Source organism: Marinobacter sp. bablab_jr008 (assembly GCF_016464145.1).
In the GTDB taxonomy this organism is placed as follows: Bacteria; Pseudomonadota; Gammaproteobacteria; order Pseudomonadales; family Oleiphilaceae; genus Marinobacter; species Marinobacter nauticus.
This window is the reverse complement of sequence record NZ_JACDWW010000024.1, coordinates 103,499-119,451: the sequence shown is the minus strand read 5'-3', so window position 1 is coordinate 119,451 and position 15,953 is coordinate 103,499. Positions and strand designations below refer to the sequence as shown.

The 15,953-nt window shown below is 56.2% G+C and carries 13 protein-coding genes; 7 read left to right on the top strand and 6 right to left on the bottom strand.

Annotated elements, in window-relative coordinates; genetic code table 11:
- Positions 1–163: 163 nt before the first annotated feature.
- Positions 164–751, bottom strand: coding sequence for a Fe-S biogenesis protein NfuA (gene nfuA, locus JIF53_RS01280; RefSeq protein ID WP_199451651.1), 588 nt, complete (start codon positions 749–751; stop codon positions 164–166).
- 238 nt (positions 752–989) lie between these two features.
- On the opposite strand from nfuA, the gene metH reads away from it, so the two are divergent.
- The 4 genes from metH to JIF53_RS01260 all read left to right on the top strand — a co-directional run bounded on the left by metH (position 990) and on the right by JIF53_RS01260 (position 7,440).
- Complete coding sequence (gene metH / locus JIF53_RS01275; protein WP_199451650.1) at positions 990–4,688, top strand: methionine synthase; 3,699 nt, start codon at positions 990–992, stop codon at positions 4,686–4,688.
- A gap of 15 nt (positions 4,689–4,703) precedes the next feature.
- Entirely contained in the window at positions 4,704–4,937 is a 234-nt protein-coding gene (locus JIF53_RS01270; protein ID WP_014421407.1) for a DUF2970 domain-containing protein, read from the top strand.
- A gap of 351 nt (positions 4,938–5,288) precedes the next feature.
- The gene (locus JIF53_RS01265) at positions 5,289–6,941 is read left to right on the top strand and encodes a nitrite/sulfite reductase (protein WP_153739909.1); all 1,653 of its coding nucleotides are present in this window, start codon (positions 5,289–5,291) and stop codon (positions 6,939–6,941) included.
- Positions 6,934–7,440 carry a DUF934 domain-containing protein gene (locus JIF53_RS01260; RefSeq protein WP_022991198.1) on the top strand — a complete coding sequence of 169 codons (507 nt, stop codon included), beginning with the start codon at positions 6,934–6,936 and terminating at the stop codon, positions 7,438–7,440. Before JIF53_RS01265 ends, JIF53_RS01260 begins: the two co-directional genes overlap by 8 nt.
- Positions 7,441–7,489: 49 nt before the next feature.
- On the opposite strand, the gene sohB is transcribed toward JIF53_RS01260, so the two are convergent.
- Positions 7,490–8,551 (bottom strand): protease SohB, encoded by a 1,062-nt coding sequence (sohB, locus tag JIF53_RS01255; RefSeq protein WP_199451649.1) that lies wholly within the window; start codon positions 8,549–8,551, stop codon positions 7,490–7,492.
- Positions 8,552–8,783: 232 nt separating this feature from the next.
- Here sohB and JIF53_RS01250 point away from each other — a divergent pair, with 232 nt between their 5' ends.
- Positions 8,784–9,098, top strand: coding sequence for an SCP2 sterol-binding domain-containing protein (locus tag JIF53_RS01250; RefSeq protein ID WP_011785017.1), 315 nt, complete (start codon positions 8,784–8,786; stop codon positions 9,096–9,098).
- A gap of 84 nt (positions 9,099–9,182) precedes the next feature.
- Here the strand turns inward: JIF53_RS01250 and JIF53_RS01245 are convergent, their stop codons facing one another.
- The 4 genes from JIF53_RS01245 to JIF53_RS01230 form a co-directional block, all read right to left on the bottom strand.
- Positions 9,183–10,889, bottom strand: a complete 1,707-nt coding sequence (locus JIF53_RS01245; protein WP_153739911.1) for a chemotaxis protein — start codon at positions 10,887–10,889, stop codon at positions 9,183–9,185.
- Between the two features lie 210 nt (positions 10,890–11,099).
- Positions 11,100–11,810: a DNA polymerase III subunit epsilon gene (gene dnaQ / locus JIF53_RS01240; protein WP_153739912.1), complete on the bottom strand. Its 711-nt coding sequence runs from the start codon at positions 11,808–11,810 to the stop codon at positions 11,100–11,102.
- Between the two features lie 52 nt (positions 11,811–11,862).
- A complete protein-coding gene (gene rnhA / locus JIF53_RS01235; RefSeq protein WP_011785020.1) occupies positions 11,863–12,306 on the bottom strand; it encodes a ribonuclease HI in 444 nt (147 codons plus the stop codon).
- A complete protein-coding gene (locus tag JIF53_RS01230; protein ID WP_113880110.1) occupies positions 12,306–13,115 on the bottom strand; it encodes a class I SAM-dependent methyltransferase in 810 nt (269 codons plus the stop codon). The genes rnhA and JIF53_RS01230 overlap by 1 nt, the downstream gene beginning before the upstream one ends.
- Before the next feature lie 122 nt (positions 13,116–13,237).
- On the opposite strand from JIF53_RS01230, the gene gloB reads away from it, so the two are divergent.
- Both gloB and JIF53_RS01220 read left to right on the top strand, forming a co-directional pair.
- The gene (gene gloB / locus JIF53_RS01225; protein ID WP_113880219.1) at positions 13,238–14,029 is read left to right on the top strand and encodes a hydroxyacylglutathione hydrolase; all 792 of its coding nucleotides are present in this window, start codon (positions 13,238–13,240) and stop codon (positions 14,027–14,029) included.
- A gap of 169 nt (positions 14,030–14,198) precedes the next feature.
- Complete coding sequence (locus JIF53_RS01220; protein WP_113880111.1) at positions 14,199–15,941, top strand: LysM peptidoglycan-binding domain-containing protein; 1,743 nt, start codon at positions 14,199–14,201, stop codon at positions 15,939–15,941.
- Positions 15,942–15,953 lie beyond the last annotated feature (12 nt).

The window sequence follows — 15,953 nt, the reverse complement described above, 5'->3', positions numbered from 1 at the left end:
AAGCGTTCGCTCACACGGCACGGATAATACCCGGGCTTTGATTCTGTTTATGTGACCGATAATGAAGTATTGCGCTTAACAGGCCATTGGCCGTGTAGCCAGACAAGGCGGGTGTTTCTGGCAGCCGCCAGAGAAGGGGCGACTGCCGGAGGAAGGGTGCAACTTACTGATAGTAAGCGTTTTCGGTATTCGAGTGGTCTGTCACATCACGCACCGCGGAGATTTCAGGTACGCGTTCCTTCAGGGTCTTCTCGACACCCTGCTTCAGCGTAAGGCTGACCGCAGAGCAGCCCTGGCACCCGCCACCAAAGCGCAACACCGCAACCGATTCGTCAACAATCTCAACCAGCGAAACATCACCGCCATGAGCTGCCAGGTTGGGATTGATTTCAGAGGCCAGCACGTAGTTCACACGATCCGGCAGGGGCGCATCATCAGCCACCTGCGGCACCTTGGCATTAGGCGCTTTGATGGTCAGTTGCCCGCCCATCTGATCCTTTGAATAGTCGACATAGGCGTCTTCCAGGAACGGCACCGAATTATGGTCCAGATACAGAGTAAACTTCTCCAGGTTGACCTGCTCATCGGTTGGCACAACTTCATTGGGCGGACAGTATGCCAGACAGGTTTCTGCGTTGCGGGTGCCGGGCTGGGTCACGAAAATGCGTACGCCCATACCTTCAACGTCCTGCTTTTCAATCAGTTGCGCAAGATAATCCCTTGCGGAATTAGTCACAGTTACCAGAGCCATGCTTCCTACCTGTTATCAAGTGTGACTGACATTTTATGAAAGATCGCCGGAACATAAAAGACCAAGTAAAATAGTCGGGCATTAATGGGGTAATCAGTTTCCCTTATCCCAACGGCGGACAGGCAAAACGGAACTTGATAATGATCATCCGTACTAAGACGCCTTTCAGCATTTTTGCTATGATCCCGCGCCAAAACGTAAAACACGACGTTAATAACGACACCCGGAAGAGTTTTCTATGACCGATCGCAATACACGCCTGGAACAGCTGCACCAAGCCCTCAAGGAGCGGATTGTCATTCTTGATGGTGGCATGGGCACCATGATCCAGAACCAGAAACTGGATGAGGCTGCATTCCGGGGCGATCGGTTCAAGGATTACGAACGGGAGGTTCAGGGCAACAATGATCTGCTGAACCTTACCCAGCCTGCCCTGCTCCGCAACATCCATGCAGAGTACCTGGACGCAGGCGCCGACATTATCGAGACCAACACCTTCAACTCCACCAAGCTGTCGCAGGCCGACTACGGTCTGGAAGAGTTGGCCAGGGAACTGAACGTGGCTGCGGCAAAGCTGGCACGGGAAATTGCCGACGAGTTCACCGCGAGGAATCCCCAAAAGCCACGTTTTGTAGCCGGTGCCGTGGGTCCCACCTCACGCACCGCTTCTATTTCACCGGATGTGAACAATCCCGGTTACCGGAACGTGGATTTCCAGACTCTGGTCGACAATTACTACGAGGCAGTTTCCGGCCTGGTTGAAGGTGGTTCAGACCTTATTCTCATTGAAACTGTTTTCGACACCCTGAACGCCAAAGCAGCAATCTACGCGACTCAGCAGTTCTTTATAGACAGTGGTATTGAGCTGCCGATCATGATTTCCGGCACCATCACCGACGCCTCTGGCCGAACCCTGTCCGGCCAAACCACTGAAGCCTTCTACAACTCGGTTGCCCACGCTAAACCGATTTCCGTGGGCCTGAACTGTGCACTTGGCGCGGACGCGCTGCGGCCTTATGTGGAAGAAATGTCGAACAAGGCCGAAACCTACGTATCGGCCCACCCCAACGCCGGGCTGCCCAACGAGTTTGGTGAATACGACCAGACCCCGGAGGAAATGGCCGAGATCATTGAAGGCTTTGCCAAAGACGGCTTTCTCAACATCATTGGCGGCTGTTGCGGTTCGCGCCCGGACCATATTGAAGCCATCGCCAGGGCCGTGGCCAAGTATCCGCCCAGACAGATCCCTGATCGCCCGAAAGCACTCAGGCTCTCCGGCCTGGAACCGTTTACCGGTGACGAAAACACCCTGTTCATCAACGTGGGTGAACGCACCAACGTAACCGGCTCCAAGCGCTTCCTGCGACTGATCAAGGAAGAACAGTATGAAGAAGCCCTGAGCGTTGCCCGGGACCAGGTTGAGAATGGCGCCCAGATCATCGATATCAACATGGACGAGGGCATGCTGGATTCCAGGGAGGTGATGGTTATCTTCCTGAACCTGGTGGCCTCTGAACCGGACATTTCCCGCGTGCCGATCATGATCGACTCGTCCAAGTGGGATGTGATCGAAGCGGGTCTTCGCTGTATCCAGGGCAAAGCCGTGGTGAACTCCATCAGCCTGAAAGAAGGCGAAGAAGAGTTCATCAAACGTGCGAGGGACTGTATGCGCTACGGCGCTGCCGTGGTGGTGATGGCCTTTGACGAAGACGGCCAGGCCGATACCTTCGAACGCAAGACTGAAATCTGCAAACGCTCCTATGATGTGCTGACCGGCATCGGCTTCAACCCGGCTGACATTATTTTTGATCCCAACATCTTTGCCATTGCCACCGGCATTGAAGAGCACAACAACTACGCGGTGGACTTTATCAACGCCACGCGCTGGATCCGGGAGCACTGCCCCCACGCCTCTATCTCCGGCGGCGTCAGCAACGTCTCGTTCTCATTCCGCGGCAACGATGCGGTACGTGAGGCCATCCACTCGGTTTTCCTGTATCACGCGGTCAAGGCCGGCATGAATATGGGCATCGTGAATCCGGGCCAACTGGTGATCTACGACGAAATAGAGCCGGACCTGAAAGAACTGGTGGAAGACGTGGTTCTGAACCGCCGGGATGATTCCACCGATCGCCTGCTTGAGGCGGCCGAAAAGTTCAAAGGCAAAGGCGGCCAGGCCAAAGAAGAAGATCTCGCCTGGCGTGAGTGGCCCGTTGAGAAGCGCCTGGAGCATGCCCTGGTTAAAGGCATTACCAGTTACATCATCGACGACACGGAAGCCTGCCGTCAGAACGCCAGCCATCCCATTGAAGTGATCGAAGGCCCTCTGATGGCCGGCATGAACGTGGTCGGCGATCTGTTCGGTGACGGCAAGATGTTCCTGCCCCAGGTGGTCAAGAGCGCCCGGGTAATGAAGCAGGCCGTGGCCCACCTGATTCCCTACATCGAAGCAGAGAAAACTGAAGACCAGCAGGCCAAGGGCAAGATACTGATGGCCACGGTCAAGGGCGACGTACACGACATTGGCAAGAACATTGTTGGCGTTGTCCTGCAGTGCAACAACTACGAGGTAATCGACCTTGGCGTGATGGTGCCCTGTGAAAAGATTCTGGAAACAGCCCGAAAAGAAAATGTCGACATGATTGGCCTGAGCGGCCTGATCACACCGTCACTGGATGAGATGGTGCACGTAGCGCGTGAAATGCAGCGACTGGACTTCAATATCCCGCTGATGATTGGTGGTGCCACCACCTCGAAAGCCCACACAGCAGTCAAAATCGAGCCCCAGTACAAGAACGACATCGCCCTTTACGTTTCTGATGCATCCCGCTGCGTGAACGTAGCGTCCCAGCTGTTGAGCAAGACCGCGAAGCCCGCTTTCGTTGAAGCAGCTCGCACCGAATATGACGAAATTCGTGAACGCCGTAAAAACCGTGGTGACCGCACCAAGCTGGTGTCGCTGAAAGAAGCCCGTGCCCGTGCACCGGAAATCGATTTCGAGAACTACCAGCCGCCCAAGCCCGCATTTACCGGTGTCCGGGTCTTCGAGGACTATGATCTGAAGGAACTGGTGGACTACATCGACTGGACACCGTTCTTTATTTCCTGGGACATTGCCGGCAAATACCCGGCCATTTTCGACGACCCGAAAAGAGGCGAAGCCGCACGTACCCTGTTTGACGATGCCCAGAAACTACTGAAACAGATGATCGGGGATCAGCGGATCTCGGCAAGAGGCGTTGTTGGGTTCTGGCCCGCCAATCGTCGGGGTGATGACATTGTCGTGTACACCGATGAATCCCGGACCGAAGAGCTCACTACCCTGCACCACCTGCGTCAGCAGGATGAGAAAGCTCCGGGCAAGCCAATGATGGCGCTGTCAGATTTCGTGGCGCCGGAGAGTCTGCACCTGGGCGATTATGTCGGAGGCTTTGCGGTGACCACAGGCATCGGCGTGGACGAACTGACCGCTGAGTTCAAAAACGCCCACGACGACTACAGCGCTATTATGGTGCAGGCCCTGGCAGACCGCTTGGCCGAAGCCTTTGCCGAACGCATGCACGAACGGGTGCGCAAGGAATTCTGGGGTTATGCCACCGATGAACAGATGGCCAACGAGGACCTGATCAAGGAGCGCTACCGTGGTATCCGCCCGGCCCCCGGCTACCCTGCCTGCCCGGACCATACCGAAAAGGCCACTTTGTTCAAACTGCTGGATGCCACCGCCAACACCAGCCTCCAGCTAACGGAGCATTTCGCCATGTATCCAACCGCAGCGGTCTCCGGTTGGTACTTCGCCCACCCGGAAGCCAAATACTTTGCCGTTGGCAAAATTGGCGTTGATCAGGTTGAGGACTATGCTGAACGCAAAGGCCTGACCAAGGCTGAGGCTGAACGCTGGTTGATGCCAAGCCTGGCGTACGATCCGGCGGAATAACCTGAGGCGTATTCCATGAATGACGTGACCGAAAACAACAATAACAATGAACGCCCCCGCAGCCCGGGGGTTCTGAAGATCATGCAAAGCATCCTTGCCGGCGCTTTCGGTGTGCAGTCTGACAAGCGCCGCCAGGAAGACTTTTCACACCACAGCCCGCTGCCCTATATCGTTGCCGGCGTTCTGTTTACCGTCGCGTTTGTGGGCGGGCTGATCATCGTGGTCAAACTGGTATTGGCCGGGCAGTAGCCTACTGCCCGGATACCCAGACCACCGCAAAGGCCACTGCCAGCAGCACGAGCAATACCGCCGCCACTGCATCGGCCTGACTGTCTGATTGCACGGATTTTTTCATGGCACTTCCTCCTTCCTACCCGAAGTTGTTGTTTTTCTGGCTTTCCCGATCAAGTAAAGCAGCAAATTGACATTCGTCCAGTTCCGGCGGCGATCACTTATCACCTGAATCGATAATGTTATGTTGAAATAATCATTTTGAGAATAAAAACACGATGGTATCCTGCCTCGCAGGAATAAGGCCCGGTCCATGAAACCCGGCCGTAAATTTTAGCTCTTCTGATGTAGCAGGCAGGACGTTCCACTATGTACGTTTATGATGAGCACGACCGGCAGATAGCCGCAGAGCGTGTTGCCCAATTCCGTGACCAGACCGAGCGCGCCCTTGCTGGTGAGCTGTCTGAAGAGGAATTCCTTCCACTTCGACTGCAGAACGGGCTTTATGTTCAGCGTCTCGCACCCATGCTCCGTATCTGTATCCCTTACGGCATGCTTCGCTCCGAGCAGCTCCGCCGTTTGGCACGCGTAACCCGGGACTATGATAAAGGCTACGCTCATTTCACCACCCGCACCAACATCCAGCTGAACTGGCCGAACCTGGAAGACGTGCCCGATATCCTGGCTGAGCTGGCGGAAGTGGAAATGCACGCAAATCAGACCAGCGGTAACTGCATCCGGAACACCACCACGGACCCGTTCTCCGGTGTCCAGGTGGACGAAATTGCTGATCCTCGCCCCTACTGCGAGATTATTCGCCAGTGGTCGACATTCCACCCGGAATTTGCGTTTTTACCACGTAAATTCAAAATTGCCGTGAATGCCTCTGAACACACGGATCGTGCGGCTATCCGGGTCCATGACATCGGCTTGCAGCTGGTGCGCAATGACCAGGGCGAACTCGGCTTCCGGGTGCACGTCGGTGGCGGACTTGGCCGTACCCCCATGGTTGGCCCGGTCATCCGCGACTTCCTGCCGGAACTGGATCTGCTGACCTACCTGGAAGCCATTGTCCGGGTTTACAACCGCTACGGCCGCCGTGACAACAAGTTCAAGGCGCGTATCAAGATTCTCGTTAAGGCACTGAGCCCGGAAGGCTTCGCCGAGAAAGTGGAAGCAGAGTGGGCCCACATCAAGGACTCTCCTTCAAGGCTGACACCGGAGGTGGTGACCAAATTCCAGGGCTACTTTACTGAGCCGTCCTATGATGCACTGGACAATGCCACCGACCTGCTGGCAACGCAGCGCTTTGAGAACCGTGAGTTCGACAAGTGGCTGACCCACAACGTCAACAGTCACAAAAAGCCCGGCTACGCCATTGTGACCCTGACACTCAAGAAGACCGGTACGCCCCCGGGGGATGTCACCGACTTCCAGTTGGAGCAGATTGCCGACCTTGCGGATGAGTACAGCTACGGCGAAGCCCGGGCCACTCACGAGCAGAATGTGGTGCTGGCAGACGTCCGCCAGGATCGGCTGTTTGAGCTCTGGCAAAAGCTTGTGCCTTTGGGCTTCGCAACGGCGAACCTGAACACACTGAACGACGTTATCTGCTGCCCCGGCGGCGATTTCTGCGCCCTGGCCAACGCCAAGTCGATTCCTGTGGCTGAAGCAATCCAGCGTCGTTTTGATGACCTGGACTTCCTGTACGACCTCGGTCCCATCGACCTGAACATTTCAGGCTGCATGAACGCCTGTGGCCACCACCACGTGGGCAATATTGGTGTTCTGGGCGTCGACAAGAAAGGCGAAGAGTTCTATCAGATCAGCCTGGGTGGATCGTCACACCACGACGCCACCATCGGCAAGATTCTGGGGCCGTCCTTCGCTCGTGAGGAAATGCCAGAGGTCATCGCCAAGCTGATCAATGTTTACGTAGAAAACCGGACGGAAGAGGAAACCTTCCTGGACACCTATCGCCGGGTCGGTCTGGATCCTTTCAAGGAGCGGGTATATGCCTGATGTAATTGCCGCTGACGGCACGATTCGTAATGACGACTGGGTTGTGGTGCCCCGCCCTGCGGCGGGTGAATCCATGGATATTCCTGAAGATAAGCCGGTCTTGATTCCGGCAGATCTGTGGCTGGCCGGCCATGAGCACTTTGCCGCAAAGCCCTCAGTGGGTGTCTGGTTTGACAGCCACGATGAGCCGGAATTGCTTGGCGAGAAAGTGAATGAATTGCCACTGATCGCGGTGAATTTCCCGCGCTTTGTCGATGGCCGTGGTTACAGCATTGGCCGTTTGCTGCGTGAACGGTTCGGGTACCGCGGCGAGCTGCGAGCCATTGGCGATGTTCTGCTTGACCAGCTTCAGTTCATGAAGCGCTGTGGCTTTGACAGCTACGTACTGCGCGCTGACAAGGACATTGCAAAGGCACCGAAGTGCCTGAGCTTCTTCACCCAGACCTACCAGGCTGCGACCGACACGGACCAGCCCCTGTTCCGCCGCCGGGCCTCCTGAGACCAATCACCAGCGCATGAGTCGTCATGCGCTGGTGTTCAGTTCTGGTTTACTGCATTTTTTGATTCCGAAACGCACTCAACACTTTCCAGACGGTATGTTCCAGCGCCGCGCTGGTAGCCAAACCGAGCTTTTCCGGCAGTGTACGTTTGCGCTGGAAAGACACTGAGATCACGTCTCCCCGCTCACAAGCCTCAATCAGGTATTCGTCAGACGTTTTGATCTCATCGATCAGCTTCACGTCCAGAGCGCGCTTGCCGAACCAGATATCTCCATTGGCAACCGCCTGAATATCCAGATCCGGACGCCGCTCACTCACATACTCCTTGAACAGGACATGGGTATCCTCCAGGTCCTCGAGGAATTTCTGGCGTCCCTTATCGGTATTCTCACCAAAGACTGTCAGCGTTCGCTTGTGTTCACCCGCGGTGAGCACCTCAAAGTCAACGTCGTTCTTTTTCAGGAACCGGTGGAAGTTCGGGAGTTGCGCCACCACCCCGATGGAACCGAGCACGGCAAACGGCGAAGCAATAATGCGATCAGCCACGCAGGCCATCATATAGCCGCCGCTGGCCGCAACCTTGTCGACACAAGCAGTCAGCTTGATGCCCTTGCTGCGAATCCGGTCCAGCTGGGCTGCCGCCAGGCCATAGGCATGAACCAGACCACCGCCGCTCTCCAGGCGGATAACCACTTCGTCCGTTTCCGGATTGGCGACACCGAGAACCGCCGACACTGAACGCCGCAGGGTATCGGTATCGCTGGCTTTAATGTCACCGTCGAAATCGAGCACGTAAACCCGCGCCGTTTTCTCTTCGGTAGCGTCAGGTTCTGGCTGCTTCTTCGCGGCTTTCTTTTCAGCCTTGTCCTCTTTTTTCTTTTTCTTCTGCCAAGCCTTTCGTTCCTGGTCTGTCATCAACCTGGCCTGGATTGACTCTCTGAGCCGGCGATACTGATCGTTCAGCTTGCGTATTTTCAGCTCACCCTCACCTTCGTGATCGTCCCGGTCTTTCTGGGTTGCCGAGACAATGATGGACACGAGCACAATCGCCGCCACCACGAAAGTCGCCACCTTGGCGAGAAACAGGCCGTATTCGGTCAGAAATTCCAAAATGCAGTCTCCACACGTATTTGCAAACCCCGAAGTGTACCGCCTCGGCACAGGCCTGATAAGCCCGCGATAAAATTAAAACAAGCGTTCGATCAAGCTTGACACGAACCGGCTCTAACCATAAAGTCGGATTGCGAGGTTGGCGCTACCCCGGCTGCTGTACAGGCTGCCTCTGCCAGGGATCACTAGTCGTCACCACCATGACAAGACAACCATCAAAAAGGGTAAAACAATGTCTGTAGCTCAGGTATTTGAAAAACTCGAACAGAACTTCAACGCAGACGCAGCACAGGGCCTGGACCTGGTATTCCAGTTCGACATCGAAGACGACAAGACTTACCACCTCGTGATCAATGACGGCACCTGCAAGCTGCACGAAGGCGCACACGACGATCCTTCTGTTACCCTGATCATGAACTCTGAAACCCTGCAGGGTATCGTCTCTGGCGAGACCGACGGCATGCAGGCGTTCATGGCTGGTCAGCTACGCGCCGAAGGCGACATGATGCTGGCAACCAAGCTGGGTGAACTGTTCAACATGGGCTGAGCCCGGTTAAACACCAGCTATAAAAAAACCTGCGCAAACCGCAGGTTTTTTTATGCCATTCAGAAATTCGGGCCACCCTGGCGTCTACAGACCGACGTCATCCAGCGAACTCTGAGCCAGCTTGAGCAGGTCTACATTCCTGTCTTCCCGCCGACCGACGCCTTCAATGTAGTACTCGAGCGAGGTGAGCGCATCCGCCAGCGCTTCCAGAACCTGAGACGCAGGGGCTTCGCGCGCATCCAGCAGGCGCTCCTGAATAGACGTCGCGACCCTGGCAATGACGTCCGCTGCGATCGGGTCGTCCACCATTTGCAAGCCACCCCAGATACTGCGCAGTGTCCCCGGCAGATTGGCCAGATGAAGCTTGTCGTAATCGGATTCGATAAATGCTGTGATCGCTCGCTTGGCAAGGGTCAACGCACTACGGGCCTCATCCGCCACAACCCAGATGGCTTCCTGCAGGTACACGGATTCGTCCCGGCTCCGTTCTGCGCCGGCAAGGGCGTCGGTCTCTGAGGTGATGCCGCGAGTGACAATCTGCATGACGGCATCTTCCACCCCCAGCACGGAATCCGCCAGACGATAGAGCTCCTCCTCCGCCGGCAGGCGGTTTTCCTCTTCCCATTTACGCAGTTTGGCCGCTTCTTCACGGGAAATACTGGCCAGGCGGTTCAGATCGAGCATCACCAGCGTATTGGCCAGGCGCTCCAGAGTATCGGCAATCGAGGCAAGTTCGGCCAGATCCGGTTCTATTCCGCGCTCAATGATGTCCAGCTTGTCTTTCAGCTGATTAAGCTCTTCCTGCAAGGCTTCAGACAGGGATTTGAGCACGTCCGTGCCAGGGCCATAGAGGCGCCGGGAATGAGCCTCAAGAAGTGCGTCCGGGAATTCGGCAGGACCGAGCTGATAAGCAGAGAGTACCCGCGTCACCTCAGGGTTGGCTGAGCCACTGCGGTAAAGCAGATAGATCAGATCTTTGATCAGCGATTCGGGGGCATCCTTGGCGGTAGCTACCTTGCCGACATATACCACTTCCCGAGCGTATTTCTCGATTCGCATCAGCAGACGCTTGCGGGCCTTGCTAAAGCCCATGGCACGATCCAGCATGGTATCGGAGACCAACGCCAGCAGGCACCACATCTGCCCCATAGGCGCTCCCTGACACAGCCGTGCGAGACCACGGGCAGCCCTGGCAATGAGCTTCTTGCTAACCGCTTCGTTGCGCTCGCGGAGAATGCCGAGCAGTGCCACCTGGAAGGTCAGGCGCATGCGACGGGCCAGGATTTCATATTCAGACTCTGCATCATCCATGGGCCTGAGCCCCAGATCGCTGCAAAAGTCCGGGCGCTCCTTGATGTCGATATCAAAGAAGCAGGATTCGGGATAAGGTTTCTCACGACGGGCTTCACGCAGATCATTGATCACGGGCAGCAGCAGCTCGGGATGATCTTCACGTTGCTGATGGTAGTACTCGACGTAACGGCGGAGAATGAACAGCGCGCTGTTAAGTGCTGTCAGCAGTATATTCTTGTCGTCGTTGGCACCAACCGGAACATCATTGGCGAGATTAACCGCTTCCTGGCAAAGCAGGGTTCCGCCCCGGAGCTCCACCAGAATGAAGATTCCCCGAAGCTGGTTCAGGTAATCAACACAGTTCTGCAGATCTTCCCCGCTCTCGCGGTTTTCCTGAAAGCGCTCAAGGCTGGATTCTGCCTGCTTGATGGTCTGTTCGATTTCACTTTTGACCAGATCAAACGACTGCGATTTCGTCGCCAGAGACGATTGAACCATAAACGCTTCCTGTTAATTTGCGGAGACTACCGCATCCTGTTCATGAACTGCAGCCTGCATACGGGCAGGTCCTTCCTGTTCAGCGAGGCAGCCCTTGCCCATACCTGAACGGTTCGCAAAAAACTGGCGAACTTATCATTACTTATAACACAAAACTCAAGTAGCTCAAGAAAGCCGGAATGTAACAAATGGTACAGCTGAACGTGGTTCTCATTCTGTTGCCTGCAACCGGGACCACACCGTTTCTCCGGCCTGCTTCTCCATCATCGCCATGAACTCATCATGGGCCGAGGCTTCATCACTGGAGGCCCGAACCACCGCCAAAGGCGCGCGCTCACCGGAGATTCGGCGAATACCGCCATCGCCACCTTCATCGCCGGAGCCGGCATCCAGGGAAAGCGCGGTCTGGCCGCCGGTCATCAGCAGATAGACGTCTGCCAGGATCTCGGCGTCCAGCAATGCCCCGTGAAGGTCACGGTTGGAGTTATCCACTCCATAACGCTTGCACAGGGCGTCGAGATTGTTTTTCTGGCCCGGGTGCTTTTTCCTGGCAATGGCCAGTGAATCGACAATGCCGCAATGGTCTGCTGTTTTCCGAACCGGTTTCAGACGGGCGAATTCGGAGTCCATGAAGCCCACGTCGAACGCGGCGTTATGGATGACCAGCTCTGCACCCTTGATGAACTCAAAGAACTCGTCGGCAACCTCCGCAAACTTTGGCTTGTCGGCCAGAAATTCATTGGTGATACCGTGAACGGTGATAGCCTCCGCTTCTACCTCCCGCTCAGGGTTAATGTATACGTGATAGTTGCGACCGGTCAGCTCGCGCTCGATCACTTCCACACAACCAATTTCGATAATGCGGTGACCTTCGTTCGGATCAATACCCGTGGTTTCGGTATCCAGTACGATCTGTCTCATGCAACTGCGCTCTCACTCACTGCTCATTAATCGGTTTTCCAGGGGCCAGGGTTCAGGCCCCGTTCAGTTCGCGGACTCCGCGGTTGGCCAACTCATCCGCCAACTCGTTATCAGGATGCCCTGAATGACCCTTCACCCAATGCCAGTTAACGGTGTGCCGGGCAGTTTCAGCATCGAGCTCCTGCCACAGATCCGCATTCTTGACCGGTTTCTTTGCCGAGGTTTTCCAGCCATTGCGCTTCCAGCCGCTCATCCATTCGGTAATGCCCTTGCGCACGTATTGTGAGTCCGTATACAACTCCACCTGGCAAGCGCGCTTGAGCTCCCTTAAGCCTCGAATGGCCGCCATCAGCTCCATTCGGTTGTTGGTGGTTTGCAACTCGCCACCGTGCATGGTCTTGCACGCATCGCCATAGCGCAACACAACACCCCACCCCCCGGGGCCCGGGTTACCTTTACAGGCTCCGTCGGTATACATCACTACCTTACCAGCCATTACTGCTCCTGTTCTGTTCCACGCCTGTCCACCCTGCCTGAGCTATGGCTGGCACAGCCACTGGATACCCCCACGGTTCCGGGCAAAGAAATCACCTTGCTCTTGCGCCAGGATGCCCTGGTCCGGATCCCGGCGTATTCGCGTTTGCGCGCAAGGATACAGTAATAGGCGCCCGTGGGCAGTAAATGAGGGCGGCTACTGGCGGCCAAACGCTGCCGTCTTCCGGATGCCCCGTGTTTTCGCTGCAGCGGAAGGGTACAGAAATAGGTGCCACTGTTTTCCAGCTCGAACCCCAGCAACCTGAGCCAGTCCTCCATTCGTGATCGCATCAGGAACCGACCACCCCAGGGGCCAAACCGATGGCGGGAAACCAGCCTGCGTGCGCCCCAGAGACTGAGGGGGTTGAACCCAACCAGAGCGATGCGCCCCTCACCTCGCAATACACGGGCGGACTCGCGAAGTACCTGGTGCGGATCCGGAGAGAAATCGGCCGTATGATGAAGGATCACAAGATCCATGGAATCACCGGGAAACGGCAGCTCGTCGGCGTCACAAACCGCCACGCCCTCTGGCATATGGGCATGCCAGGCCGGGCAGGTAATAATCTTCTGGGCAAAATCGGTACCACTCGCCAAAGGCAATCGGTGACTCAGGCCGACCTGAAGTTGTCTTGCCCCCGTAAGGCCTTGCAGTTCCTTATCAAGCACCGCTCTCTGGCTGGCCAGCAGGGAGCGGCCGAGGGGGGTCTGCACCCAACGCTCAAAGCTCTCATGTCGTGCTGAATAGTCAATCACGCCGCTGGTTGTCACGCTGGCTCCCCTACCCGATCCACTAAAGGCTTGATTGCTCGCGCAACCTGCCGCTCCTTGGGCTGTACCCGTTGTTGCATTATCATAACAGGCACATTCATTGAACACATGGGGTGGCCACCTTGCGCATTCATCCGGTTCCGGCATTCTCAGACAACTATATCTGGTGCCTTACCAACCTTGAGTCCGGCAAGACCCTGATAGTCGATCCCGGCCAGGCAAAGCCGGTACTGGACTATCTCAGTGACAGCGGTTTCTCAGCAGACACCATCCTGCTCACCCATCACCACCCGGATCACACCGGCGGCGTGAAAGAGCTTCAGCAACAGTATCCGGACATCCGTATTGTTGGGCCGACGGATTCACCCTTCAAGGGTGCCACAAACACGGTCCATGCCGGCGATGAAGTCGTCTGGGAAGGCATCACGTTCGATGTCCTGGCAGTTCCCGGCCATACACTGGATCATATTGCCTATTACAGCGACACCCAGGTAAATGACAACCCCGTTCTATTCTGCGGCGACACACTGTTTGTCTGCGGCTGCGGACGACTGTTCGAAGGCACACCGGAGCAGATGCATACCTCGCTCCAGACCCTGCGGGACCTTCCGGATAACACTGCAGTATACTGTGCTCATGAATACACCCTGGCAAACCTTCGCTTCGCCCGTCACTGGCTACCCGAAGATAAGGCGTTGGCCGAGTTTGAGAACGCCTGCAAAGACCTTCGGGAACGGGGTAAGCCAACCGTGCCGACCACGATCGGCCAGGAGAAACAGCTGAATCCATTCCTTCGGTGGGATGATGCCATGGTCATAGAGGCCGCCGAGAATTACAGCACCACACACCGCCTTGCCACCGGCTCGGATTGTGCGGTTTTTGCAGCCGTGCGCCACGGCAAGGATAACTTCTGAGCGTGCGGGCGGTCACTGCTTAACAATTTATCTCACAGCCGTAACATGGCTCGGCTTGACCGCCCGGAAAACGCTCCCATAGAATTTCGAGCAATTATCGAACGTAACCTGTTAAATATGCCGGCTATTTTTACAGATACCCGCCGGCTCCACCCGGAACCCTGTGTTTATGCCGGTAAAACGACTGCCCTTCATCCTTCTCGCGTCAACCCTTTTCAGCGGCTGCAGTACCAGTCAGATCGCCGAAAACTGGCATACACCTTCGGCCTGGTTCGGGACCGAGGAAGAGAATCAGCAAAAAGACCCCCTGGACTCACAGCAAGTGGTTGTTGCCAAGGGCGATGAGGACCTCAAGGCTGACGTCGCTGCCGGCAATGGAGAGGACAGTGCCAGCGGGGCACCATTAGATGACGCCATCTCCCCGGAACTTCAGGCCAAGGCCCAGCAAGCTCGGGAAAAACTGGACAATCCCGCCCGACAATCCGACGCATCCACCAGAACAGACGATCTGTGGTCACGACTTCGCGCCGGTTTCACCATGGACCACTCCGTCGACAATGCCAGGGTACAGGCTCAATTGGACTGGTACGTGCGCCACCCCCGTTACATCGATCGCGTGGTGGAAAGAGGCTCCCGGTACCTGCATTACATTATCAATGAAACCGAAAAACGCGGCCTGCCCAGCGAACTGGCTCTGTTGCCAGTGGTAGAAAGCGCCTTTGATCCTTTTGCCTACTCCCACGGTCGCGCTGCCGGGCTTTGGCAGTTCATCCCGTCTACCGGCAAATACTTCGGGCTGACCCAAAGCTGGTGGCATGATGACCGACGGGACGTGATTGCGGCTACCGATGCTGCCCTGACTTACCTGGAGCGCCTGGCCAACCGGTTCGATGGCGATTACACCCTGGCCCTGGCCGCTTATAATTCCGGGGGCGGGACCGTATCCAGCGCCATGCGTCGTAACCGCAACGCCGGAAAATCCACAGATTACTGGTCTCTGACATTACCGACGGAGACCCGCCACTATGTGCCCAAACTGATTGCCCTGGCAAAAATTTTCGACGATCCGAAAGCCCACGGTATCGACCTGCCACCATTAAAAGACGAACCGTATTTCGAAGTGGTGGATACCGGCTCCCAGCTGGATCTGGCCCAGGCCGCAGAATTAGCCGGCGTGGATATTGATGAAATCTATCTGCTGAACCCGTCCTACAATCGCTGGGCAACCAATCCGGATGGCCCCCATCGCTTGCTGGTACCCAAGCAACAGGCCGAGGCATTCCAAACCGCACTGGCAGAGTTCCCAAGCGAACAGCGTGTATCCTGGCAGAACTATAAAGTCCGCAAGGGTGACAGCCTGAACACTATTGCCCGCAAGTTCTCCACTACCCCATCGGTCATTCAACAGGTCAACAAACTCAACAGTGACCTGATCCGGATTGGCCAGCAACTGCTGATTCCGTCTTCCACCAAGGGCTCCGACGCCTATGCGCTAAGCCAGGCCCAGCGACTGGAGCGAACACAGGATCGCAAGCGCAGCGGCAACAAGATACGGTACACCGTGCGCCGGGGCGATACCTTCTGGGATATCGCCAGGGAGCACCGGGTTTCGGTTCGGGAAGTGGCTGCCTGGAATGGCATGGCACCGGGAGACCCCCTGATTCCAGGCAAGGAGCTGGTGATCTGGTCGAAAACTTCAAAGCCGACCATGGTAGCTTCGAATACCCGGGGCAAGGCCATGGTGCGCAAGGTAGGATACCGGGTTCGCAGCGGCGACTCCCTGTCCGCCATCGCCAGCCGGTTTTCGGTGAATGTGCGTGACATCGCATCATGGAACGATCTTAATACGGACCGTTATCTCCAACCCGGCCAAAGTCTGGTACTCTACGTGGACATAAGAAACAGTCCGTAACGTGCGAGAACC